Origin of the sequence: Acetobacter sp. JWB, from assembly GCF_003323795.1 — a bacterium.
GTDB classification, from domain to species: domain Bacteria; phylum Pseudomonadota; class Alphaproteobacteria; order Acetobacterales; family Acetobacteraceae; genus Acetobacter; species Acetobacter oryzifermentans.
On record NZ_CP030871.1, the window covers coordinates 1,384,240 to 1,408,503 of the forward strand.

Here is a 24,264-nt window from a genome sequence, read left to right on the forward strand (position 1 = left end):
CCTAGCCCCTCCCTTTGTAGTCAAAGAGAGGGGCGTTAAGTTTGTTCAGGACGGCATTAGAAAGAGGTAGAAATTGTGCCTGTCATGGAGAAACGTGGTTCCACCATAAAGGTGTTGCCGTAACCAGTATATGCTGCGGAACTACCGCTATAAACCGTGCCGGAATCATGCTTACTGTAAACAGCGCCCATGGCGCCTGTGCGCACAATAGAACCCGTAAGGTTGGTGAAGTTCAACCGGAATGTGGGAGACTTCACAAAGCCAAATGGTTTGAAGTGATACCCAACCGTCAGGCTGTTGGTCACGTAACCCGGTATTCTCTGGTCTCCGGCAACGCTCACGGATTGCGGGCCGGTGTAATGCACGGAACCATTGGCAAAGAAGCCTTTATACTTATAGGTCAAACCAAAGTTAGCCATAACCCGTGGCGCCATAATGGCCTGCGTGCCCTTGGAATGCAGCATGATGTTCTGGTAAGGATCGAACACGTTGCTATCCTGCGTGGCGTGCAGATACTCCACAGAAGCATAGGGGCTGAAACCGTGGATTTCACGCCCGGCAATCATGAAGTCCAGCCCGCGCATGGTCTGGCTGCCAATGGAGAACGGGCGGTAGTTGTTCATACCCAAATACTGGTCAACCACACGGTTGGTAACGTTGTAGTTGAAGAATGACAGATCCATCATCATGTAGCGGTTGTGGTAGCGATACCCCAGTTCTTCTTTGATGGAATACTGGTTTTTCAGGATAGGCACATTTGTGTACAGCCAGCCCATATCGTTTTCTGTCGGCTGGCGGTAATCCCCTTCCGCATTCACATAGATCTGGTTCTGATCGTTAATGTTGTAGCTGATGGAAAGCTGAGGCAATGGCGCCGTGCTATTGCGCCCTTGGCTTCCATAGTAATCCTTATTCCATGCGTTGGACATAACAAACTTGAAGCCGCCGTTAATCAGCAGTTTGTCGTGCAGATACTTGGCTGTATCCTGAATGAACAGCGAATGGATTTCATACCCAGCAACCTGCCGATCGCCTTTATCAATACGATACTGAGACCAGTTCGGGCTGGGGGCACCGCCCGCAGGCATAGCAAAGCTGGTAGGATAGCTACGGTCTGACTGGCTGTTGTTATACCAGTAACCGAAGGTCAGGTGGTTGTGCCTGTCAATATCGTAACTGAGGGATGCCGTAGCCCCCACGACCCGGTCACCATGCTCCTGAAAGTAACCGATTGTGTTCTGCATATCACCCGCAGCATTCGCTTCCGCGCCATTGGGTTTGGCGCTCCAGCCCTGCCCGTAGGTGAGGTATGGGTGCAGATCAAACGAGAGCTTGTCTGTAATAACGGTGTGGATCGGTGCACTCAGGAAAATCTGGTTCCAGTGGTCAGCATTGTTCTTCCAATAGTTTGCATTCCCCGGATGGGATGAACGATCCCAGCCCTGCCCCGTGTGCTTATACAGCATGAACTGATCTTCTGTGGGGTAGTTATCAATGGTCCAGTCAGCCGAGTTCCATGAGATAAACAGGTTGGCGTTGGAACCGTTTTCCCAATCCTTGCGTGCGCCAAAATCAATATGCTTACGCTCGTTAATGCCAGAGCCCATCCAGCTACGTGCATGCGTGTTGGAGAAGGAAAAGTAGCCTCGGATACCGCTATTGCCGATATCACCGGAATCAAGGCGAATAAATTCGCGCGAGAGATTGTTGGTGCCGTAAGAAAAATCCGTCATACCGCCAAATTTATGTGACGCGACATGGGATTTGGAGTTCATTACCCCACCAGCGGCAGACATAACCGGTAGATCACGCGCGGCACTGCCGGGGGTGATGCTAACTTCATCCACGTTTTCTGAATCAATAATTTCTGCCAGATATTTTGCCTGCCCGGCAGAAATGCCATCTACCATAATGGCCATATCACGGTCTGTCAGGCCGCGTGTCTGCACCTGTCCGCCCTGCATGCCCGATGTATCTGGCGTGGTAACGTTCACGCTCGGCAGGTTTTTAACCAGATCCAGCGCGGTGGAAACGGGGCTGCGCATATCAATATATTCTTTGGTGACTGTCTGCACCGCATGAGGGGCTGTTTCAAGCCGCATCATGCCGCCACCGCCATTGCGCTTGCGGCGTGTGGAACCCACCGAGATTTCTTCTGCCCCATGCGCCTCAATTGCTTTTGTGGAGCGTGGGCGTGCATGCGCTGCGGAAGTCGTTGAAGATGCCCGTGTAAGCTGGGATGATTTTTTGGCTGCCGTAGCCGTTTGTGCCTGAGCCGTAGAAAGGCTGGCGCAAAATCCAACAGCACTGACAAGGCAGGACAATGTTGCAAGATGTTGGCGGTATGTCAGTCGGGACAAAACTGGGCGGGACGGCGCAATAATCCGAAAGGACATGAGAAAATTCCTCAGCAGGGAAGCTTAACAATGATGCAGAAACAGGAGGTCAGTTTATTCAAATTGACCTGTGTAGAAGCCGTAATTTGAAAATCGGCAGAGATCTTTGAGTAAGCTTCCAACATGAGATTAAGGCTCCGGGCAGCGGGCGGATAAAACGATACGATATCGATATATATAGGTATATAAGTGATCGCACAAAAACAAAAAAAGCATTTTCTTATTGCCGTTTTAAGAGCGCTATCTGATCTGAATTTGGCAATGCAACATTGCTTTTTTTGCTTTTGAGAGAACAGAAAAAACCTGCGTATAATTTGTTTCGCCCTTGATATGGCGCAAGAAGTAACGTTTTTTATTGACCTCCTAACCCTAGAGGCCTGCATGCAAATCCTGCCCAATGTTCCATGTGTTGCAGATGCGTCCGGGAAAAGGGCAGTACAACGGTGTGACTTTTTAGGTCACATTCCTTTTTCAGATACATCAGAGGGCTTGTTCCGCTCCTATCTTTCTTCTGCCTATATGGCGAGCGTAAAGCAGGTGCGCACATGGATGGAAGAAGCCGGTATGCACTGCCGGATAGATGCCGCAGGTAATCTGATTGGCCGCTATGAGGCCCTTACCCCTAACGCTCCTGCCCTGCTTATTGGTTCTCATCTTGATAGTGTAAAAAACGCAGGCAAGTATGATGGCACATTAGGCGTTATTCTGGGCATAGAGGCCATTGCGCGCTTTCATGCACAACAAAAGCGCTTTCCCTTCGCCATAGAAATCATTGGGTTTGGAGATGAAGAAGGCTCGCGCTTTCCGGTTTCCATGCTGACATCTCGCGCTGTGGCGGGCTCTTTAGACACGTTGCCAAACGTACAGGATACTCAAGGCACCAGCATCCAGCAGGCGCTTCAGGAAAGAGGGCTAGATCCCGCATGCTATCTGGAAGCCGCTTATAAGCCTTCTCAGGTTCTCGCGTATTTTGAAGCGCATATAGAACAAGGCCCTGTTCTGGAAAGTACGGGCCATGCGGTAGGCTTGGTAACATCTATTGCCGCGCAATATCGGTTTAAGGTGACGATGAAAGGCATGGCCGGGCATGCAGGCACATTGCCCATGCATTTGCGCCAAGATGCTTTGGCCGCAGCTGCGGAAGCGATTTGCTGTATAGAAAAAATTGCGCAATCCGGCCCGAATGATCTGGTGGCAACCGTAGGGCAGATGAGCGTAAAGCCAGGTGCCCCCAATATTGTACCCGGTTGGGTGGAATTTAGTATTGATGTGCGGGCTGGCACGGAAGATGTACGCAACACAGCAGCAGAAACACTCACTCATGCTTTGCAGGAAATCAGCCAAAAACGCGGCGTGGAGATGCAACTTACCCTCCAGCATGATCTTTCCGCCACACAGTGTAACCCGCAACTTAGCAACATTCTTGCCGCATCCATCCACACAGTAACGGGCCAAACGGCTTATCCACTTGTAAGCGGTGCTGGGCATGATGCCATGATTATGGCGGCACTGGCCCCTGTATGTATGCTGTTTATCCGCTGTGAAAAAGGCATAAGCCACAATCCTGCCGAAGCTGTGCAGGATCAGGATGTAGAAACGGCTTTACGTGTCATGTGCGATTTCATCCAGAATATTCCATCAGAAAAAGCCATCTAACCATGGAGCAAACCCGTATGATTCCACCAATGTTTAAGCAGATAGATCCGCCTCAACGGTTTCTGATGGGCCCCGGCCCTATTAATGCGCACCCTCGTGTTTTGCGTGCCATGTCTGCCGATATGCTGGGGCAGTTTGACCCGGAAATGACAGAATACATGAATGAAACCATGGCGCTGTACCGCCAGGTATTCATGACACAGAACCAATGGACATTTCTGGTAGATGGTACGGCCCGCGCCGGGATTGAGGCAGCCCTTGTTTCCTTGGTGGAACCGGGTGCAAAAATTCTTATTGTGCGTGCCGGGCGCTTTGGCTTGCTGCTTTCTGAAATTGCCGAACGGGTTGGAGCAGAAATCTGCACGCTGGATCTGCCATGGGGTGAAGTAGCCTCTCTGGCGCAGATAGAAGCAGCATTGCAGGAACATAAGCCACAGGTTTTGGCCTGTATTCATGGTGATACCTCCACTACAATGGCGCAGCCTTTGGATGGTGTTGGAGCATTGTGCAAAAAATACAATGTTCTTTCCTATGCCGATGTAACGGCCACCCTAGGTGGCGTGCCTGTTTGCACGGATCGGTGGGGGATTGATGTGGTATCTGGCGGTTTGCAGAAATGTATGGGTGGGCCGCCGGGTTCTGCCCCCATTACTATTTCGGACCGGGCTGCTGAACATATTATGACCCGCCGACATGTAGAGGCCGGTATCCGCAATGCAAGCCTTACGGATGGGCAACGGCCACGTATTCCATCCAATTACTTCGATCTGGCTATGGTGATGGATTACTGGTCTGAAAAGCGGCTGAACCACCATACCGAAGCAACCACCATGTTATATGGTGCCAGAGAGGCTGCCTGTATTGTGCTGGAAGAAGGGCTGGAAAACCGTTTTGCCCGCCACAAAATGGCCAGCACGGCACTTATTGCAGGCCTACGTGCTATGGGGCTCACCATTTTTGGTGATGATGCCTATCGTATGGCCAACGTAACGGGGGTATGGATTCCGGCCAGCGTGGATGGAGATAAAGTCCGACTGCGTATACGTGAAGATTTTGGCATTGAAATTGGCACGGCTTTTGGCCCGCTAACGGGCAAAATCTGGCGTATTGGCACCATGGGTTACAATGCCGCTAAACACAAAGTGCTGCTGACATTGGGCGCATTGGAAGCGGCTTTAGCCGCCGAAGGGTTTAAGCCACCGCGCGGGGCTGCTGTGGATGCCGCCCTGGCATCTTGGCCGTAACCAGTGGGGGACGCGTAATGGAACTGAATAATCCAGAAACACTCCGGCAGGTTGAAGCATGTTCAGACCGTTACGAACGTGCTCTGGCCGAAAATGATGTGAAAGTTCTGGATGATCTGTTCTGGAATGGCCCGGAAGTGGTGCGCTACGGCGTGGGAGAAAATCTGTATGGAGCGGAAGAAATAGCAGCTTTTCGCCGCTCCAGAAAAGGAGGAAGCCCCCCACGCCGTAACCTGCGGCGCACCATTACCGCTATTGGCACTGAAAGCGCTGTTGTCAGTCTGGAGTTTCAGCGTGAAGGCTCAGACCGAACCGGTCGGCAAATGCAGACATGGATCCGGACAGACAATGGATGGAAAATTCTGGCAGCACATGTCTCGCTCATGGCAGCTCGCCCAGAAACCGAAAGCCCTGCTTTATAAGGAAATAGGCCCATGACCGCCCCTTCCTCTAATCAGGAAAATCTTGTTCGCGCACGCGCTGCAGCCATAGGGCTTGATCTTTCTCCCTCATGCCTACCGGGAGTGATAAGCAATTCCGCCCTTTTGGCGCACTATGCCAAACTGGTTGAACAGCACACCCTGCCCGATACGTGTGAACCAGCATACGAGTACATTCCATGACCCATTTTTCCAGCGCGCTTGCCATTGCGGAGGCTATTCGCTCTGGTAAAAAAAGTGCAGTTTCCACTATCCAGGAAACATTAAATACGTTGCGTACACAGGATAACGATATCCGATGTGTGACGCATATTTTTGCCGATAAGGCTTTGCAGCAGGCTCATAAAATAGATGCCATGCGGCAGGCGGGCCAAACCTTACCCCCTTTGGCGGGGGTACCGTTTGGCGTAAAAGATTTGTTTGATATTGCAGGCCATGTCACTACGGCAGGCTCTATTGTGCTGCGCAATACACCGCCAGCGCAAAAAGATGCCGCCATTGTACAGCGGCTTAAAGCTGCGGGGGCTATTCCCGTGGCAACATTGAACATGGATGAATTTGCTTACGGATTTGCAACCGTAAACGCACATTATGGCACCACCCATAACCCGCATGATCTGGCCCGTATGGCTGGCGGGTCCTCCGGTGGGTCTGCTGCGGCTGTTGCTGCGGGTTTTCTACCTTTTGCCCTTGGGTCTGATACCAACGGGTCTATTCGTATTCCGGCATCATTATGCGGTGTATGGGGGATAAAGCCCACTTTTGGCCGCCTACCCCGTGCTGGTGCCTATCCGTTTTCTGCCAGTTTGGATGTGGTGGGGAGTTTTGCATCCTCTCTGGATGATCTGATTACAACATTTTACGTGATGGATGGCAGCATTCCAGCGCCAGAACCAGCCGTAGATACACTTCGGATTTCCAGATTGGGAGGATGGTTTGCATCTAATCTATCCCCTACCCTTGTGACTGCACTGAACCGTGTTTGCGCCAGCCTGAAAAATTCTAGCACTGTTGAGTTGCCGGAAGTAGCAAGCGCACGTGCAGCATCCTTTTTGATAACAGCAGCGGAAGGTGGAAACCTGCATCTGTCCCGCCTGCGCAAACAGGCTGAAGAGTATGATCCCGCTACGCGAGACCGCTTGATTGCTGGAGCCTTGTTGCCATCATCCACTTATTTGCAGGCACAGCGGTTTAGAAACTGGTTCCGGCAGAAAATCCACGAGATATTCCAGAAAACAGATGTTCTCATAGCGCCAACGGTTATGGGAGAAGCCCCTTTGCTGGATGAGCCAACCATTATGGTGGATGGCAAACCCGTGTCTGCCCGGGCCAATCTAGGCTTGTTTACACAGCCTTTAAGCTTGCCGGGCTTGCCCGTGTTGTGTTTGCCGTTGAAAAATACAGGCTCTTTGCCACTTGGTTTACAGCTTGTTGCGGCTCCGGGGCAGGAAGCCGCGCTGTTTAGTGTTGCGCGGGCGTTGAAGAAAAGCGGCTTGGCAGGGTGCGTACCCCTGCCAGAAAAGGAAATGGCCTGAACGTTATTGGGCTGGGTGGAGCACATGCTCCACCACTTCCGCCGCTACAAGGGCTGCAATAACTTCTGGCCGTTTATCCCTGATACCGCGCTCTCCTATGGGGCAGATGAGGGACTGTAAACGCTCTTCTTCCATGCCAAGCTGGCGGAAGCTGTGTTCAAACCGTCTGCGTTTGGTGGCAGAGCCAATAAGTCCTACATAAGACAGATCATTCCGCAAAAGAGCAGATTCTATAATCAGCGCATCCAACGTGTGGCTGGGGGTAAGCACCAGCACGCCGGATTTAGCCGGTGTGGCGTGCAATATTGGCTCCCATTGGTCTGTTATGCATGTTTCTACACCAGCGGGAACATTGCCAAACTCCTGCGCTCTGGGGTCCACCCATGTTAACTTCAAAGGTAATGGTGCCAACGCATAAGCCAAGGCGCGGCCAACATGGCCAGCCCCAAACATAAGTAAAACTGGGCGTAATTTCCGCTCTTGCTGTATGTTGTTTTCCAGCTCCCGCACAATGTCTGGCGTTACACGCTCTAACCGCACACGGGCCCAACCTCCACAGCATTGGTTGGTATTTTGCCCACCCAGAATAAATTCATGCTCACGCAGCTTTTCATGTTGGCACAGCATTTGGCGCGCCTGTAATACGCATTCATGTTCTAACGCGCCGCCCCCTACTGTTCCGGCCAGAAAAGAGGTGCCGACCAGCATAAAAGCACCTGTCTCCCGCGGGGTAGAACCTTTGGCTTCTATAACGCGCACAAGAATGAGCTGTTCTGGATGGTGGTGCCAGTGTTGGAGAACCCTTGCAACCTCTCGCATCATCAGCTCCTATTCGTGAGATATTTCCTTTTGTTTTTTAAGCCGTTCTACTGCGCGTAAAATCTGTTCTGGCGTGGCAGGCGCATCTAGCTGAGGGCAGATACGGTAATCCGCAATGCTCGCTATGGCGTCTGATATGGCATGCAATACAGCCAGCCCATGCACAAAAGGGGGTTCCCCCACAGCTTTGGAACGGAAGATGGTTTCTTCCCGGTTCGGGGAATTCTCGAGCAATTTCACATTAAAAATCGGGGGTCTGTCTGAACAAGCTGGAATTTTATAGGTGCTGGGAGCGTGCGTGCGCAGCCGACCCGTTTGATCCCATACCAGCTCTTCCATTGTCAGCCACCCTGCCCCTTGGATAAAGCCCCCTTCTATCTGGCCAATATCCAGAACCGGGTTTAGAGATTGCCCCGCATCGTGCAGAATATCTACGCGTTCCATACGGTTTTCACCAGTTAGCAGGTCAACCGCAACTTCCGCACATGCGGCACCATAGGCAAAATAGTAAAATGGGTGGCCACGGCCTGTTTTCGGGTCCCACGAAATTTTGGGTGTTTTGTAAAACCCGGATGAGGAGAGAGAAACACGGGCCATGTAGGCGGCTTTCACCACATCCACAAACGGAATGCAGCTTTCCCCTACTTGTACGCCGTTGCTTCCAAAGTGCACGGCACTTTCTGGCACCTGCCAGTGTGTGGCAGCAAAGCTGATAAGCCGACCTTTGATCTTGCTGATAGCGTCCAGAACAGCCATGCCATTCAGATCCGCTCCGCTAGATGCCGCTGTGGCAGACGTATTGGGCACCTTGCCTGTGGTTGTGGCGGTAATGCGCACGCGGTTTTCGGGTAGGCCAAATTCCCGCATGGCAATTTGCACCATTTTGGTATGCAACCCCTGCCCCATTTCTGTACCGCCGTGGTTTACTTGTACGGAGCCATCGGTATAGACATGCACCAGAGCGCCTGCCTGATTGAAATGCGTGGCGGTAAAGGAAATACCAAATTTAACAGGTGTAAGTGCTATGCCCCGGCGAATGTATTTGCTGGTGTGGTTAAAGGCGTGAATTTTCTTACGGCGTTTGCGGTAATCACACTCCTCGGCCAATTGTTCCATGATTTCGCGGGAAATGGAATCTTCCACGGTCATGAAATACGGTGTGATGTTCCTATCTTGCGTGCCGTATGTGTTGCGCAAACGCACATCCAGCGGGTCTAGCCCCGTGGCAAAAGCAATTTCCTCCACAACACGTTCAGCCGCGGCAATGCCTTGCGGCCCACCAAAGCCCCGGAATGCCGTGTTGGATTGGGTATTGGTACGAAATGGTTCTGACCGCAGCCTTACATCCGGGTAATAATAGGAATTATCTGCATGAAACAATGCTCTGTCCGTGACAGGGCCAGATAGATCAGCAGACCATCCGCACCGTGCGGCCAGCAGCATATCAACACCCTGAATATGCCCTTGCGCATCAAAGCCGACATCATAATCAATGACAAAGTCATGCCGCTTGCCTGTCATGATCATATCATCATCACGGTCAAGACGACATTTAGCGGGACGTTGGGTGATTTCTGCGGCCAGAGCAGCCAGACAGGCTGGAGCGTTTGCCTGTGTTTCCTTCCCCCCAAAGCCACCGCCCATGCGGCGCACTTCTACGGTTACCAAATTGCTGGGGCGGTTAAGAACGTGTGCCACCATGTGCTGGGTTTCTGTGGGGTGCTGTGTAGAGGAGCATACGCGTATCTCTCCCTCTTCGCCCGGCGTAGCCAGTGCGGCTTGGCCTTCCAGATAAAACTGCTCCTGCCCCCCAACCGTAATGCGCCCGGAAAGCCGTTTAGGAGCTTTTTCCAAGGCATTTGCCGCATTGCCGCGCACCATTTCTAACGGACGGCACACCATAGAACCGCCTTTTTGGCGGGCTTCTTCAATGGAGAGAACGGTAGGCAGATCCTCATAAACAATTTTTGCCAGACGCGCGGCTTTGCGGGCGGCCAGGCGCGTTTCGGCCACGACGGCAAAAATGGGCTGTCCGTAATAGAAAACCTCATCTTTGGCCAAAAGAGGTTCGTCCCCCGCGCCTACAGGGCTGATCTGGTTTTCCCCCAACACATCTTGGGCCGTCAGAACGTATAAAACGCCCGGAAAATTTTTAACGTGTTCCAGATCTATAGAAACAATGCGTGCATGTGCCTTGGTGCTTAAACCGGGCACCACATGCACAACATTTGCGGGGGTCGGAATATCATCAATATACGTTGCCTTGCCGGAAACGTGCAGCTGCCCACTTTCATGCTTCAGGCTTTGCGTTGCCCCACCGGGAACAATTTTCTGCTCGCTTTTATGGTTTTTAAGCATGGGAAATTTCTCTCCAACCTTCCAGGCAGATAGGTTGACTGCTTCCTTGTGGTGCTGTTTCTTCAAAAAAGCGCGTTAACAGGTTGGCGGATACTGTAGAGCGATACCACGCACTGCTGCGCATATCCGTTAAGGGTGTAAAATCATCCAATATGGCCGTGCGGGCAGCTTCCAACGCTACAATATCCCACTTCTGGCCGACCAAAGCCTTTTCCGCTTTCTTGGCGCGGCAGGGAATGCCCGCCATTCCACCAAAAGCCAGACGAGCCTCTGTAATGTGGCCATCTGTATCTACACAAAGCGCAAAGGCTGCCATAATTGCAGAAATGTCCTGATCAAACCGTTTGGAAACCTTATAGGCCCGCATAACAGTTTGAGCAGATTGATCTGGTATAAACACGCCTTCTATGAATTCGGCTGGACGGCGATCCTGTTTTCCGTATTCCAGAAAATAGTTTTCAAGCGGAATCTGCCGTCGTGTATTGCCTTGCCGTAAATGCAGCACGGCTCCGGCAGCTATAAACAATGGTGGCCCATCCCCAATGGGTGAGGCATTGCCTATATTGCCGCAAACAGTGGCAGCGTTTCTTACCTGCGTGGAACCAATACGTTTTATGGTTTCCAGTGCATCGGGCAGATGGGTTGCCAAGGCAGGAAGGGCCTGCGTGTACGTTACGGACGCACCTATCCACAAACCACCATCACGTTGTTCTAGTTTATGCAGATCCTTGGCGGATTTTACGGAAACAACATGTGGCAGGTCTCGCAAATGCTTGGTCACCCACAAGCCAACATCTGTGGCGCCAGCAATCAGAGTGGCTGTAGGGTTTTCCCGATAAACGGCTGCAAGCGCATCGGAATTGGCTGGCAAAGTGATGCGGCCTTGGGTGTTTTGAATATCTACACTGCTGCCATCCTGTAAGGCAGAAAGGCGCAGAATGATGTCTTGTTTTTCCCCATCAAAACGGTTGCCCTGTTGCTGCATAGTGTGGCGTGCCTGCTGCATGGCGCGTATAATAGGTGCATAGCCGGTGCAACGGCATAAATTGCCCGCAAGGGCTGTGTTGATGGCTTTAGGATCATCTCCCCCGCCATTTTGTACATAAGCCACCATGGACATCACAAAGCCCGGTGTACAAAACCCGCATTGAGACCCATGCAAGTCCACCATAGCCTGTTGCACGGGGTGCAGGGAGCCATCCGGGTTTTGCAAATACTCAACTGTAAAAAGCTGTGCGCCATCCAACATCCATAAAAACTGGATGCAGGCATTTACGCTACACCATGTGAGCTGGCCGTTTTCAAGGCGCACAACCATAACCGTGCAGGCACCGCAATCGCCCTCATTACACCCTTCCTTGGTGCCGGTTTGGCCTTTCTGCTCACGCAGCCAGTCCAATACTGTGTGAGTGGGAGAAAGATCAGACACTTCGTGCAAGGTCTGACCCAGATAAAACCTTATATGGTGTCGCATTTTTTGATCTCTGTAGAAGACGCAGTGGTCAGGATTTATCTGGAACAGGATTTTGGACGACGTGGCCCAAGCTTATCTTCTGATATCACAACAACGTTCTTCCACATTTCTGGGTGGGTGGTGGCTGGTTGTGGGGCGGCTTCTTTTTCTTCCACAACAGCGCCATGCGTGCCGTGGTTGAAGATTAAATGCAGGATAATGGCGGACATGGCCCCAAGCGTGATGCCGCTGCCAAAGATGATCTGAGCCCATGCGGGAAAGTGATCTGCAATGTGGGGCTGTGCTGTAGCAAGCATGCCCAAGCCAACGCTGGTGCCAACAATAATGCCGTTGTTTTGGTTATCAAAATCCACCTGCGCCAAGGTTTGGATACCCACCACGGCAACCGCTGCAAACATAGCCAAAGCTGCGCCCCCCAAAACAGGCAGCGGCACGCAGGCCATAAGCACGGCCAGTTTAGGCAAGCAGCCCATAATCATCATGATAAGGGCTGCGGCAGCCACAACCCACCGGCTTTTTACGCCTGTAAGCCGCACCAGGCCTACGTTTTCAGCAAAGCAGGTGTAGGGAAAGGAATTGAAAATACCCCCCAGCATTGTAGCGGCCCCATCTGCGCGAATGGCGCGAGTGATATCACGCGGAGTGATTTTTTTGTCCACAATAGCACCAGTGGCAAACACATCTCCCGTTGTTTCCAGCATGGAAATCATCATTACGATAATCAGGGAAAGAATGGGTACGATATGAAAACTGGGCATGCCAAAATATAGCGGGCGCACAATGGTTAAGAGTGGTGCGGATGACACATCTCCAAAATGTGCATCTCCCAAAATCCATGCAACCAGCGTGCCCATAATCAGGCCAACCAGCACAGCAATGGTGCCCAGAAAACCCTTGAAGAAACGTTGAACAGCCAGAATGCACAGCAGCGTACCCAAGCCATACGCAACATTACGCAGGCTGACAGGGTTTTGCATGGTGCCCGTGCCTTGGCCATTAACAATATCATTGGCCGCCACAGGCAGCAGAGCCAACCCAATAACCAGAATGACAGACCCAGTGACAACAGGCGGAAAAAAACGGATCAATCGTGAGAAAAATGGCGCCATAAAATAGGAAAAAATACCCGCAACAATAACAGCACCAAAAATCTGATGCAGCCCTTCAATGCCACCCCCGGCAGCCATGCCAATGGCGATCATGGGGGTAACGGAAACAAACGTAACCCCTTGTAACAGAGGAAGTTTGACACCCAGAGGCCCAATACCCACGGCCTGAATAAGCGAGGCAATGCCGCAGGTGAAAAGATCGGCTTCAATAAGGTGTTCCAAGGCATCGTGCGAAAGCCCAAGAGCACTGGCAAGCAGAATAGGTACAATTACAGATGCAGCATAAAATGTGAGCACGTGCTGCAATCCATAAACACCCAACTGCCAGAAAGGCAGGAATTCATCTACAGGATGAACCGCTTGCGGAACGTTTCTGGCAGCTTTCATCTGTTAGCTTCCCCTGTAAGTAGAATAACCATAAGGCGCAGCAAGCAGCGGCACATGGGCGTGCATGGCTTCACCCAATCCAAAAACAATTGGCACGATATCCAGAAAAAGAGGTTCTGGCAGATTCATGCCCTGTTGCTGAAAATAGGTGCCGATTTCAAACTCCAGCCGATACTGACCGGGTTTGAGTTCAAGATTTCTGAGTTCTGCACAGCGGCCATCGGCATTTGTTACCCCTGTAAACACAAGAGTATCACCGGCAAAAAGGCGGATTTGCACAGCACTGGCCGGATGGCCAGAAACTGTATTAAGCACATGTGTGGAAAGAGAGCTCATACCTGCACCTTATCCTGTAATCTTAAGGCCGCTATTGCATCAATCTGCTTTAGCGCTTCTGCAAGCTCTACTGTAAAGGAGCTTGTCAGACGTTGTTCCAAGGCCTCCAGAATAATGGCTTTGGTGGCTTTGCGGACACAAATAACAAACGGCATGCCAAATTTTTTGTGGTAAGCGTCATTCAGCTCACGGAGTTGCTTGTATTCGGTGGGAGAAAGCCGATCTAACCCGGCTCTCCCCTGCTCCTGCGTTGATTCAGCACTTAAGTCCGGATCTATGCCCATACGGTGGCCAAGTTCTGGGTGGGCACGCACCAACGCCAGTTTTTGGCTTTCCGGAGCCTGTTGCACGGCTTGGGAAAAGACCAGTTGCATCTGCTGCAAGGAGGCAAAGGGGCGTTGCGTTACAGCCGCTTCCGCCACCCATGGAGAGTGTTCGTAAATGCTCCCAAATGTTTCAACAAACTGTGCGGGAGAGAGCGTGTTTACATCCTGCAAGCACATCATGCCGGGTGCACCTTTTGCCAATGGCGGGCTATTTCCAGACGGGTTGGTGCCCACACTCCTTCATGCTGCTGGATGTGCTGTATAAACTTGGCAACCGCCAAGGCGCGCGCGGGCTTGCCTGCTAGACGGCAGTGCAGGCCAACAGACATCATGCGGCCGCCCTCTTGATACAACATATCAAAGCAGTCTCGCAGGTAGCGGAAAAACTGTTCGCCTTCTGTAAAGCCGTTCAGAGCCGCAAACTTCATATCGTTCACGTCCAGCGTGTAAGGCACAATAAGCTGCGGCCTGCCGTGTGTTCTGTCATAATACGGAAGGTCATCTGCATATGAATCCGCATCATAAACAAAGCCACCTTCTTCAGCCACAAGGCGGGCTGTGTTCGGGCTTGTGCGGCCCTGATACCACCCAAGCGGACGTTCCCCCGTAACTTGCGTATGTAGCTTTATGGCCTGTTGAATATGCTCACGCTCAACATCTTCAGGCATATGCTGATAATCAATCCAGCGCAGGCCATGAGAGGCAATTTCCCATCCGCTTTTCTGCATGGCTGCAACGGCTATGGGGTTGCGTGCCATAGCTGTTGCCACACCAAATACGGTGGGCTTGATGTCCGCCTGTTCGAACAACCGATGTAAGCGCCAGAACCCCGCGCGGCTACCGTATTCATACAGACTTTCCATCTGCATGCAGCGTTCGCCTACGATAGATGTTGTGCCGATCATTTCCGAAAGGAACGCCTCAGACCCTTTATCTCCATGTAGGACAGAGTTTTCGGCACCTTCTTCGTAATTCACCACAAACTGCACGGCTATACGGGCAGCGTTGGGCCAGCGTGGATCCGGCGGGCAAGCGCCGTATCCCACCATATCGCGCGGGTAATTCTGCATTATTTCCTTACCTTCCTGAATACATCATCACATACACTGAGGAGGTTCCAGACTGACCAATTCATCTACATTGTAATCCAGCAGGCTTTGCAGGTGTTTTTCACCATCCTGCACAAACAGATCACGCCCGATGCCGAAGGTGAGTTTTTCCACCCCAAACCGCATGGCGCTGATGGACGAGCCAGAAAGCCCCATGCTGGGTGTGGCAGAGAATGTAAAGTTATGAATGGCCGCAAGCATTGGAGCTAGTGGATCGGACGCATTGCGCGGCAAAAACTGGAAGCGTTCGCCCAGATAAGGGTGGCTGCCCAGAAGTGTGCTTTGTTCGTCTTCCGGTGGGGCAAAACAATCCCGCCAAAGGGCAATATGCGGCGCCACTTTAGCCAGTTCTGGCCGCTGGGCCAGATCAATAACAAATCCTGTGCCAATAATCAGGAAGTCAAACCGCATTTCACCATGTGGCGTGGTCACAACCACGTCTTTCCCTTCCTCCTTCACGGAAAGCCACGGAGTGCCCGTGTGGAAGGCAAAGTTTTTATGGCTCCGGCAGCGCCAGAACGTATCCTGCGGGGGCGGCTGGTTGAGATCATAAATCCGCCGCATGAAGCGCCAGCGCACCAGATCATCCAGTTCTGAAAAATAGCTGAGAAATCCAGCATTTTCCATCCAGCGGTATGGGTTTACAGATGGAATTTTTTTACGACGCAGGCACAGATCAACCTGCTTGGCGCCATGCTCCAAAGCCGTTGCCGCGTTATCAAAAGCCGAGGCCCCGGCACCAAGAACGCCAATGCGTTTGCCGCGCAGTTTTTCAAAGTCAATCTGTTCGCACGTATGGGCATAACGTGCTTTTGGCAGAGCTTTTGTAATGAAGTCTGGCACATGCCATGCGCCACCGCCTTCAATACCCGTTGCCAGCACAATTTTGCGCGCCCAAACCTGTTTTTTTACGCCACCGGCACATGCAAAAGTTAGTTTCAGCAGGTTATCCTGCCAATCAATATCTAATAGTTCGTGTTCATTTTTTACAGGCAAATCCAGAACATCACGCACCCAATCCAGATAAGCCTGCCAATCCTGGCGGGAAATTTTATCCAGCGTGTGCCATGCAGCAGCTCCGTAGCGTGCTTCGTACCAGGATTGAGGTGTCAGGCTGGGAATGCCCAAATCTGGGCCGGTTACATATTTGGGCGTACGCAGGGTTAGCATACGTGCAAACGTAATCCACGGGCCTTCACCCCCTTTGGGGGCGGTATCAAAAATACAGGTGTTGGTAATGCCGCGCCGCTTTAGCCCAAAGCAGGTGGCCAAACCGCCCTGCCCGCCGCCAATAATAGCAACATCCAGAACATCTTCGCCATCATGCTTGTGGGGAATGCACCAATTGCCTGTTGCATACTGAATTTTTGCGAGATCATCACGCACACGTTTATTAAGCTGTTCCATGCCTGCATATCAGTCCGAAATATGCGTTGCCCGAAAACAATCTGATTCATGCCCCTGACAACGACGATAAAATCAAGCATAATGTTTCACATTCGCATCGTTCTTGTATATGACATAATTCAGCATGGTGCGTTCGCAAAATGAGAGCAAAAGCAAATGCCAGTTTTTTCCCGTTTTCTTCGTTACTTCATGGCTGTTGCTCAGCATGGCTCAATCCGTAAGGCTTCGGACGAATTGCATATTGCCGCTTCCGCTATTGATAGGCAGATTCTTCAGGGTGAAAAATTACTGGGCACGTTATTGTTCGAACGCTTGCCAACAGGTCTGCGCCTAACAACGGCAGGGGAATTGCTGCTAACATCCTGCCGCCATTGGTCGCGAGACTTAAATACGCTTAAAATCCAGCTTGATAATCTTAAAGGCTTGCGGCAGGGCACGGCGGATATTCTTATTCCAGATGCACTTACCAAAGGTTTTTTGCCGGTTCTATTGGGGCGGCTGCGTGAAAGCCATCCGGGTATTTTGGTGAGTGTGCATGTGCGCAAAAGCCAGAATATGGGAGAACTTCTGGTAAAGGGACACGCAGATTTTGCCCTTATGTTTAACCCAAGCCACATGCGGGAATTAACCGTACGGGCGCATAAGGAAATCCCTTTGGGATTTATTTCCCTGCCGTCTCACCCCGTTGCGGCGTTAAGCGAGGCACGTTTTAGTGTGGCTGCGGAATATCCGGTTATTGTGCCTTCGCCGCCTCTTGCGCTTTGGCGGCCCATTGGGCTTTTGGAAGCAGAAACAGGTATAGAAATAGCTGCTGTTGCCCGTGCAGATAATATTCAGATGATCAAATCTCTGGTGCTGGAGGGCACGGGAATTGGGATTTTAAGTTATCTGGATGCCTATGATGAAGTGCAAAAAAACCAACTTGCTTTTACCCCTATTGTGCATAAAAAACTTACGCCATTATCCTTGGCTTTGTGTGTAGACCGCTCTCGCCAGCTTTCTACGGCAGCGCGGTTTATTATTAGCGAAATTGAAAATTTCTTTCTGGAACAGCTATAAAATCATGTCAGTATCTTCAGCAAAAACGGCTATTCGGGGTTGCTACATTACGTTCACGGGCAATCCTTTTCTGGTGCCTCCGGAAGAAAGCCTGAGTGTTGAAGAAGACGGCCTGATTATAATGGAAGCGGGCCGTATAATAGATTGTGGGCCTTATGCGGCCCTTGCGCCTAAGCTAGATAAGGCCATTGCAGTTACACATTACCCAGATAGCATTATTTCCGCCGGGTTTATTGATACGCACGTTCATTACCCGCAAATGCCAGCTATTGCCTCCTGGGGGCAGCAACTTTTACCGTGGTTGGAACAGTATATTTTTCCAACCGAAGCCCAGTTTGATAATTCGGCCTATGCAGAAGCTGTTGCCAGCGCGTTTCTGGACGAACTTTTGCGGAATGGAACAACCACAGCTGCCGTATACTGCACAGTGCATGCGCAATCAGTGAATGCGTTTTTCAAACAATCAGAAAAACGTGGGACACGCATGATTGCGGGCAAGGTGCTGATGGATCGCAATGCCCCAGATAATCTACGAGATACGGCCAAAAGTGGGTATGATGATTCAACCGCTTTAATTCAAAGCTGGCACAATAAAGGCCGTCAGCTTTACGCGGTCACGCCTCGTTTCGCCATTACCAGCACGCCGGAACAATTGGAAATGGCGGGTGATCTGCTGGCACGCCATCCAGATGTGTTTATGCAAACGCACTTGGCGGAAAATCTGGATGAAATAAAAGCTGTTGCCAGCTTGTTTCCAAAATCCGCTTCATATTTGGATGTGTACGCACAGGCAGGGTTAGTTGGAGCACGCTCTATTTTTGGGCATGGTATTTATTTGCAGGAAACAGATTTTCAGCAATGTCATCATGCAGGGTGCACGCTTGCTCATTGCCCGACATCCAACCTGTTTTTAGGGAGCGGCTTATTTAAACTGTTTGATGCCATGCGGTCAGACCGGCCCGTGCATGTCGGCTTGGGTACAGATATTGGCGCAGGCACAACCTTATCCATGCTTGGCACGATGGGAGAAGCCTATAAAGTTTCTCTCATGGCTGGGGGAGAAAGGTTGCAAGCTCTTCAGGCCTTCTGGCTTGCAACGGCTGGAGCTGCAGAAGCTCTTAAACTGGATACAAAAATCGGCCGCATTGCACCTAGTATGGAGGCGGATTTTTGTATATTAGATCCGGCTGCTACGCCTATGCTTGCGCAAAGAACAGCCCCCTGCCAGACGGTGCAGGATATGCTTTTCCCATTGATTATTCTGGGGGATGATCGCAGCGTAAAAGCAACGTGGGTGAATGGGCAATCTGTGTATGAGCGGCCTTAAAAAGCCGCCACACATCCATCACTCCGTGGGTCTGCCGCGCCTTCCAGAATACCATGAGCATGCCGTACGATAGCCCCGGCATGCCCCATGATGCTGGAAAAAGGTGCAACACGTTCTACAGGATGGCCTGCTTTTTCCAGCTTGGCCACAACACCTGCATCCATGTTGCTTTCTACCTTTAGGGATTGGCTTTCACTTCCCCATGTGCGGCCCAGTAACCATCGGGGGGCCGTAACAGCCTGCTGCAAAGATGTGCCAAACTGTGCGTATCTGGTGAAAACCGCTGCCTGTGTTTGGGGTTGGCCTTCTCCCCCCATTGTGCCGTAAACCATCACCCGGCCATCATCAAAATGCGCTAGTGCTGGATTGAGGGTATGAAAAGGCTTGCGGCCCGGTGCAAAGGCATTCCATGCGCCTTCCCCCAGTTGGAAGGAAGCACCACGATTTTGCCATAGAATTCCTGTTTGCGGCAGAAAAACACCAGATCCGAACTCAAAATACAGGCTTTGTATCATGCTGACAGCAATGCCAGAGGAATCAATAGCTCCCATCCATGTGGTGTCTCCGGCCTGTGAGGGCTGAGGCCACGGGGAAGCATGTTGCATGTCAATTTTATGCGCCAGTTCGGTGCACAGTTTTTCGTTGTCTAGAAAAGCCTGTGCATCTTCTGTCATCCACCGTGGATCACCTACATGCGCATTGCGGAACAAAAAGGCCTGTTTTGTAGCCTCTATCAGGCCATGTATATGCGCAAAGCCCTCGCCTTCCTGCACACCCAGTTTTTCAAATAGCTGCAAGATTGCCAAAGAAGCCACGCCCTGAGTGGGTGGCGGTGCGTTGTAAACGTGTGCCCCCTTCAGCTTTGCAGCAAGTGGTTTTTTAAAGAGAGCTTTATGAGATACAAAATCTTCTGCCCTTAAGGGGCTTTCTGCGCGTTGCAGATCCTGCAACAGGGTGTGCGCGGTGGCACCTGTATAAAAACTTTGCAATCCATCTTGGGCAAGTTGGCGCAGTGTCTGCCCTAATGCCGGGTTCTTACGCACCATGCCATGCTGAAACAATTTGCCATCAGGCGCATAAGACTGTGCAAAATCCTGATTTTGCAAAAGTTCGCTTTGCTTGGAAGCCAGAAGCTCGGCTTCACTCTCTGAAACAACATAGCCATTTGCAGCATACCAAATGGCATCTTCCAAAAGTGCATTCAATGGAAGTGGGTTCTTGATAGATGCACTCTGCTGCAAAGCAAGCTGCCAGCCAGAAACAGTGCCAGCCATTGTGTTGGCGGCCCACCCTCCACGCCATGGCACAGTGGTATGTCCTGCTTGACGATATGCATCTGCTGAACTTTGTAAGGCTCCAGCACCACAGGCTTCTATCACTTCCACCCGGCCATCTGGGTAAGAAACCAACCAGAAAGCATCGCCTCCAATACCAGTCATATGAGGGTAAACCGCACATAAGGTAGAGGCCATTGCCACAATAGCCTCTAGAGCTGTGCCGCCCTGCTTCAGTATGGAAAGGCCACTCTGGCTGGCCAGATGATGCGGTGATGTCACCATCCCGCGCCCAGACTGGAATGTATGCTGCATGACAATCAACCGCTTTTCATAAATGGAAATAATAAAAACGACGTATCAGATACTTGACCACAATTTCATGATCAAACCCACCCCCTTATATTTTACCGTCTACGAACTGTTCCTGCCCGACGATTCCGAGTTTTGTAACGCCGAGGCGCTGTGCATCGGCCATGACGTGGATGACGGTTTTGTAGTCTGCCAGACGGTTGGGCTGGAGATGGAATTCTGGTCGGCTGGCCTCGGGCCCGCTGGCGATCTCGCGCAGATGCGCCTGCAGATCGGCTTCCCCATTAATCGGCTGGCCATTCCATGTCAGCGAGTTATCAAAGTCCACAACCAGCGTCACCACAGGGGTTTCTTCCGTGCTGGGCGGCGGGTTGCCCTGCGGCAGATCAATCGAGACCGCCTGCGTCTGCAACGGGATGGTGATGATCAGCATGATCAGCAGCACCAGCATCACGTCAATCAGTGGCGTGGTGTTGATGTCAACAATGCCTTCATCTTCCGTTGTGCTCTCAGAGCCAACATTCATGCCCATGGCTGTGCTCTCCCCACAAGGATGGGGTGGCGTGCTGCGCCACCCGCCCCTGCCTATTTCGGCTTTTCCGTAATAAAATCGATATGGCTGATGCCCGCTTCCTGACACGTCGCCACCAGACGGCCCACACTCTCATAGCGTGTGGTCACATCCCCGCGGATCTGGATCTGCGGCTGGGGCTTTTGCACCGCTGCCTTCTCCAGCCGGGCCAGAAGATCGGCCCGATCCCTGATCGGCGTTTCATTCCAGAAGGTCTGCCCATCTGCCGTGACAGCCAACACCACATTGCTCAGCTTGGTCTGGGTGGGCTGGTTTGTGTCCTTGGGCAGATGCACCTTGACGGTATGTGTCGCCACCGGAATGGTGATCAGAAAGATGATCAGCAGCACCAGCATCACATCCACAAGCGGTGTGGTGTTGATGGCGGAGACGACGTCGTCTTCCCCGCCACTATCGCCAATCTGCATGCCCATAAGCGCTCTCCTTAGCCTTGACCTGACCGATTATCCGACGCGGTTGGATACCGTGGCTGTGGTGGGGGAGTTGTCTGGGCGCACCTCAATCTGCTCTGCAGCCGCACCGTGGCGCACACCCCCGATCAGGATGGACTGCAGGTCAGACGCAAAGTCACGCACCAGATCCATGGCTGTCTTGTTGCGGCGCACCAGCAGGTTGTAGCCCAGAACGGCAGGCACGGCGGTTGCCAGACCAATGGCCGTCATGATCAGGGATTCACCCACAGGCCCCGCCACCTTGTCGATGGATGCCTGACCGGCAATGCCGATAGCTGTCAGCGCGTGGTAGATCCCCCACACCGTGCCGAACAGACCGATGAACGGAGAGGTGGAGCCCACCGTGCCCAAAAAGGCCAGACCCTTTTGCAGGCTGTTCTGGATGTTGTTCACCGCGCGCTGAATGGACATGCCCGTCCAGCTATGCAGATCAATGCTTTCCTGCATCGTGCCTTCATGGTGCTCGGCCGCCACAATACCGGTATCAGCAATATAGCGGAATGGGGATGTGGAGGTGAGAGCCGAAGCGCCTTCCTGAATACTGTGTTTGGTCCAGAAGCTTTTGGTGGCTTCCTTGGCGGCGGCAAACAGGCGAGCCTGCTCAATGAACTTGGTGATCATGATATACCATGTGCCTAAAGACATGATGAGCATGATCAGCAGCACGCCGCGGGCGATGATATCACCGTTGGACCACAAAGCCCCTAGACCGTAGGGATTGGCTTCTTCCTTGGTGTCTGCCGCAGGTGGGGCCTGTTCGGCCGGTGCGGGTGCTGGGGTGGCATCCGGTGTGGCGGCAGGCGCCGGTGCGGAAGATGGCGCCGCATCGGGGGCTGGAGCCGTGGCCGCAGGCGCTGTGGGGGCTGCATCCTGCGCAAAGGCCGCAACTGGGGCGGCCGTGCTCATCAGCAGCGCCAGAGCCGGAGCGGCAAGACCTGACACAAAAGAACGGGGCAGTCTGGTCATCTTCCTCATAATCCTCATCATCAGGGCCCAATCCGCTACCCTGTTACGCAAGCAGATCGGGCAATCCGTATTTGTACTACTGGCCAGTATGAAAAACTGACCCCGTTTTAGTCATCCAGCCTAAAGCGGATGACATAGACCTTGTGCAGTTCCTTCACCGGAGCGCCATTGCGCGTGGCGGGGCGATACCGGGCCTTGTGCACGTAATCCAATGCCGACTGAGCAAAGGCCTGCCCCCCAGAAACCGACTGCACATGACAGTTGCTGGTCATGCCCGAAGGTTCCACATCACATGCCACTGTCACACGGCCTTCAATATTGTCTTCCTCCATTTCTGGTGGATAGACCGGCTGCACATGGTTCAGCGGCGCCGTACCAGCCGTGGTGTCCGGCGCATCGGATGGCGGTGCGCTGGTTGCGGGCTCGGTGGTGGCTGGCGGGGCCTTGGCCGTTTTGGTCTGTGGTGGTGCCGGGTGTTTGGGCGGCACCTTGGCCACATGCTTGATGGGCGGCTTGGGCGGTGGCGGCACCTTGATCTTGGGCGGCGGAATGAACGGTGGTGGTGGCTCGGCCATTACCGGCGGTGGCGGCGGCGGTGGAGGTGGCGGCGGGGGCGGCTGAGGGGGTGGCAGCATCTCAGCCTTAATCGGCGGATGCTCAACAGGCACGTTTGCTGTGGTGCCCATCCCATACATCAGACCCCACACACCAGCTCCATGCAAAAGAAGAACCGCTATAAGCGCACCAGCTCCAACCGCACCACCAGCGCGAAGAACATAACGCTCCTTCCCCTCCGATTGTTGAGAGTTATCCTGCATTACGCCAGTTTCCCTCCGTTGCTTTTTGAGAAAATTTTGAAAAAGCAACTCTAGAAAAATATTATTCCTGATAAATTGTTACTTTTCGAAGGTAAGATAAATTTTCGTTTCTTACCAAAAACAAAAAATGCACTTCCTCGTTGCCAAATAGTGATCGGGAAGGCTGTGCCTGTCAGAATCATAGCAGCGCATGTCTGTTTCCACTCGAAATAACGAAACCATAAGGTTTTTATGTAGATATAACATTCAAAATGAGTCAATTGGGAAAAGACTATTTTTTATAGTTATTTTATAAGGGCCCACGATATTCTGGCAAAGCATGAGCCTTCCCGTATGGCGCAATTTTGTAAAAAAGCGTGTCAAGACGCACGGCTAGATAGCGTTTGGCAAACGCGATTTGAAAAAACTTTGACAATGAAAGTTTATTTGCCTGCGTTAGTTAAGTGAGTTTTTAAATTGTTTCATACGACTGAATTTTAAAAGCTTAACGATGTCTTCAATGTTTTGATGAGAGGGATTTAATATGGGCAGGAAAGATAAAAATATCTCTCCAGCCTTGCTTCTGATGCACCTATTTTATCGATCTATGTGACCGAGGTCTTTTTCTGGATCGATGATGTTTCTTACCCTTTGCTTGAGTTCTTTAGGGTTGGGGAAGCCTCCATCCCGCTTGCGCTCCCATATCATTTCGTGATCTACACGGATTTCAAACTTTCCGCCTGTATCAGGGCAAAGAGCGACCTCGCCAAGTTGATTTCCAAAAGTAGAAAGAAGCTCTTGCGCCATCCATGCGGCACGCAAAAGCCAATTACACTGCGTGCAGTAGTGAATAGAAACGCGGGGCAAAGGCATAAGTGTGTCTTCCAAT

General features: G+C 51.9%; 22 protein-coding genes. 7 read left to right on the top strand and 15 right to left on the bottom strand.

Annotated features, from left to right (window positions below; translation table 11 throughout):
* Positions 1–56: 56 nt before the first annotated feature.
* Positions 57–2,396: a TonB-dependent receptor gene (locus DS739_RS06645; protein ID WP_006115345.1), complete on the bottom strand. Its 2,340-nt coding sequence runs from the start codon at positions 2,394–2,396 to the stop codon at positions 57–59.
* A gap of 330 nt (positions 2,397–2,726) precedes the next feature.
* Between DS739_RS06645 and DS739_RS06650 the strand changes: the two genes are divergently transcribed.
* From DS739_RS06650 to DS739_RS06670, 5 genes are read left to right on the top strand one after another with little or no spacing between them, the layout of a single operon-like run.
* Positions 2,727–4,052: an allantoate amidohydrolase gene (locus DS739_RS06650; RefSeq protein WP_006115346.1), complete on the top strand. Its 1,326-nt coding sequence runs from the start codon at positions 2,727–2,729 to the stop codon at positions 4,050–4,052.
* Between the two features lie 2 nt (positions 4,053–4,054).
* Positions 4,055–5,296 carry an alanine--glyoxylate aminotransferase family protein gene (locus tag DS739_RS06655; RefSeq protein ID WP_035351338.1) on the top strand — a complete coding sequence of 414 codons (1,242 nt, stop codon included), beginning with the start codon at positions 4,055–4,057 and terminating at the stop codon, positions 5,294–5,296.
* A 17-nt stretch (positions 5,297–5,313) separates the two neighbouring features.
* Entirely contained in the window at positions 5,314–5,718 is a 405-nt protein-coding gene (gene hpxZ, locus DS739_RS06660; protein WP_035351335.1) for an oxalurate catabolism protein HpxZ, read from the top strand.
* A 12-nt stretch (positions 5,719–5,730) separates the two neighbouring features.
* On the top strand, positions 5,731–5,919 hold the full coding sequence (locus DS739_RS06665; protein ID WP_035351333.1) for a DUF4089 domain-containing protein: 189 nt from the start codon (positions 5,731–5,733) through the stop codon (positions 5,917–5,919).
* Complete coding sequence (locus DS739_RS06670; protein ID WP_006115348.1) at positions 5,916–7,271, top strand: AtzE family amidohydrolase; 1,356 nt, start codon at positions 5,916–5,918, stop codon at positions 7,269–7,271. The genes DS739_RS06665 and DS739_RS06670 overlap by 4 nt, the downstream gene beginning before the upstream one ends.
* A 3-nt stretch (positions 7,272–7,274) precedes the next feature.
* Here DS739_RS06670 and xdhC read toward each other — a convergent pair whose 3' ends face one another.
* From xdhC to DS739_RS06710, 8 genes are read right to left on the bottom strand one after another with little or no spacing between them, the layout of a single operon-like run.
* Positions 7,275–8,090, bottom strand: coding sequence for a xanthine dehydrogenase accessory protein XdhC (gene xdhC / locus DS739_RS06675; RefSeq protein WP_035351691.1), 816 nt, complete (start codon positions 8,088–8,090; stop codon positions 7,275–7,277).
* 9 nt (positions 8,091–8,099) lie between these two features.
* Positions 8,100–10,448 (bottom strand): xanthine dehydrogenase molybdopterin binding subunit, encoded by a 2,349-nt coding sequence (gene xdhB, locus DS739_RS06680; RefSeq protein ID WP_035351331.1) that lies wholly within the window; start codon positions 10,446–10,448, stop codon positions 8,100–8,102.
* On the bottom strand, positions 10,441–11,922 hold the full coding sequence (gene xdhA / locus DS739_RS06685) for a xanthine dehydrogenase small subunit (protein ID WP_006115351.1): 1,482 nt from the start codon (positions 11,920–11,922) through the stop codon (positions 10,441–10,443). The genes xdhB and xdhA overlap by 8 nt, the downstream gene beginning before the upstream one ends.
* A 35-nt stretch (positions 11,923–11,957) precedes the next feature.
* Positions 11,958–13,418 (bottom strand): nucleobase:cation symporter-2 family protein, encoded by a 1,461-nt coding sequence (locus DS739_RS06690; protein ID WP_006115352.1) that lies wholly within the window; start codon positions 13,416–13,418, stop codon positions 11,958–11,960.
* A 3-nt stretch (positions 13,419–13,421) separates the two neighbouring features.
* The gene (gene uraH / locus DS739_RS06695) at positions 13,422–13,754 is read right to left on the bottom strand and encodes a hydroxyisourate hydrolase (RefSeq protein WP_006115353.1); all 333 of its coding nucleotides are present in this window, start codon (positions 13,752–13,754) and stop codon (positions 13,422–13,424) included.
* Positions 13,751–14,260: a 2-oxo-4-hydroxy-4-carboxy-5-ureidoimidazoline decarboxylase gene (gene uraD, locus DS739_RS06700; RefSeq protein ID WP_081461403.1), complete on the bottom strand. Its 510-nt coding sequence runs from the start codon at positions 14,258–14,260 to the stop codon at positions 13,751–13,753. The genes uraH and uraD overlap by 4 nt, the downstream gene beginning before the upstream one ends.
* Entirely contained in the window at positions 14,257–15,150 is an 894-nt protein-coding gene (puuE, locus tag DS739_RS06705; RefSeq protein WP_006115355.1) for an allantoinase PuuE, read from the bottom strand. The genes uraD and puuE overlap by 4 nt, the downstream gene beginning before the upstream one ends.
* Positions 15,151–15,177: 27 nt before the next feature.
* Complete coding sequence (locus DS739_RS06710) at positions 15,178–16,596, bottom strand: NAD(P)-binding domain-containing protein (RefSeq protein WP_006115356.1); 1,419 nt, start codon at positions 16,594–16,596, stop codon at positions 15,178–15,180.
* Between the two features lie 156 nt (positions 16,597–16,752).
* On the opposite strand from DS739_RS06710, the gene DS739_RS06715 reads away from it, so the two are divergent.
* Both DS739_RS06715 and guaD read left to right on the top strand, forming a co-directional pair.
* Positions 16,753–17,655 (top strand): LysR family transcriptional regulator, encoded by a 903-nt coding sequence (locus tag DS739_RS06715; RefSeq protein ID WP_006115357.1) that lies wholly within the window; start codon positions 16,753–16,755, stop codon positions 17,653–17,655.
* A gap of 4 nt (positions 17,656–17,659) precedes the next feature.
* Positions 17,660–18,982, top strand: a complete 1,323-nt coding sequence (guaD, locus tag DS739_RS06720; RefSeq protein WP_035351325.1) for a guanine deaminase — start codon at positions 17,660–17,662, stop codon at positions 18,980–18,982.
* Here the strand turns inward: guaD and DS739_RS06725 are convergent.
* The 6 genes from DS739_RS06725 to DS739_RS06750 form a co-directional block, all read right to left on the bottom strand.
* Positions 18,979–20,571 (bottom strand): gamma-glutamyltransferase family protein, encoded by a 1,593-nt coding sequence (locus DS739_RS06725; RefSeq protein WP_035351323.1) that lies wholly within the window; start codon positions 20,569–20,571, stop codon positions 18,979–18,981. The two genes, guaD and DS739_RS06725, sit on opposite strands and share 4 nt — an antisense overlap.
* 85 nt (positions 20,572–20,656) lie before the next feature.
* Positions 20,657–21,100, bottom strand: coding sequence for a biopolymer transporter ExbD (locus tag DS739_RS06730; protein WP_063354054.1), 444 nt, complete (start codon positions 21,098–21,100; stop codon positions 20,657–20,659).
* Positions 21,101–21,153: 53 nt separating this feature from the next.
* Positions 21,154–21,573, bottom strand: a complete 420-nt coding sequence (locus tag DS739_RS06735; protein ID WP_035351226.1) for a biopolymer transporter ExbD — start codon at positions 21,571–21,573, stop codon at positions 21,154–21,156.
* A 30-nt stretch (positions 21,574–21,603) separates the two neighbouring features.
* Positions 21,604–22,578, bottom strand: coding sequence for a MotA/TolQ/ExbB proton channel family protein (locus DS739_RS06740; RefSeq protein WP_089178348.1), 975 nt, complete (start codon positions 22,576–22,578; stop codon positions 21,604–21,606).
* A 107-nt stretch (positions 22,579–22,685) separates the two neighbouring features.
* Positions 22,686–23,396 (bottom strand): energy transducer TonB, encoded by a 711-nt coding sequence (locus tag DS739_RS06745; protein WP_035353759.1) that lies wholly within the window; start codon positions 23,394–23,396, stop codon positions 22,686–22,688.
* A 576-nt stretch (positions 23,397–23,972) separates the two neighbouring features.
* On the bottom strand, positions 23,973–24,248 hold the full coding sequence (locus DS739_RS06750; protein ID WP_035353756.1) for a SelT/SelW/SelH family protein: 276 nt from the start codon (positions 24,246–24,248) through the stop codon (positions 23,973–23,975).
* Between the last annotated feature and the right edge of the window lie 16 nt (positions 24,249–24,264).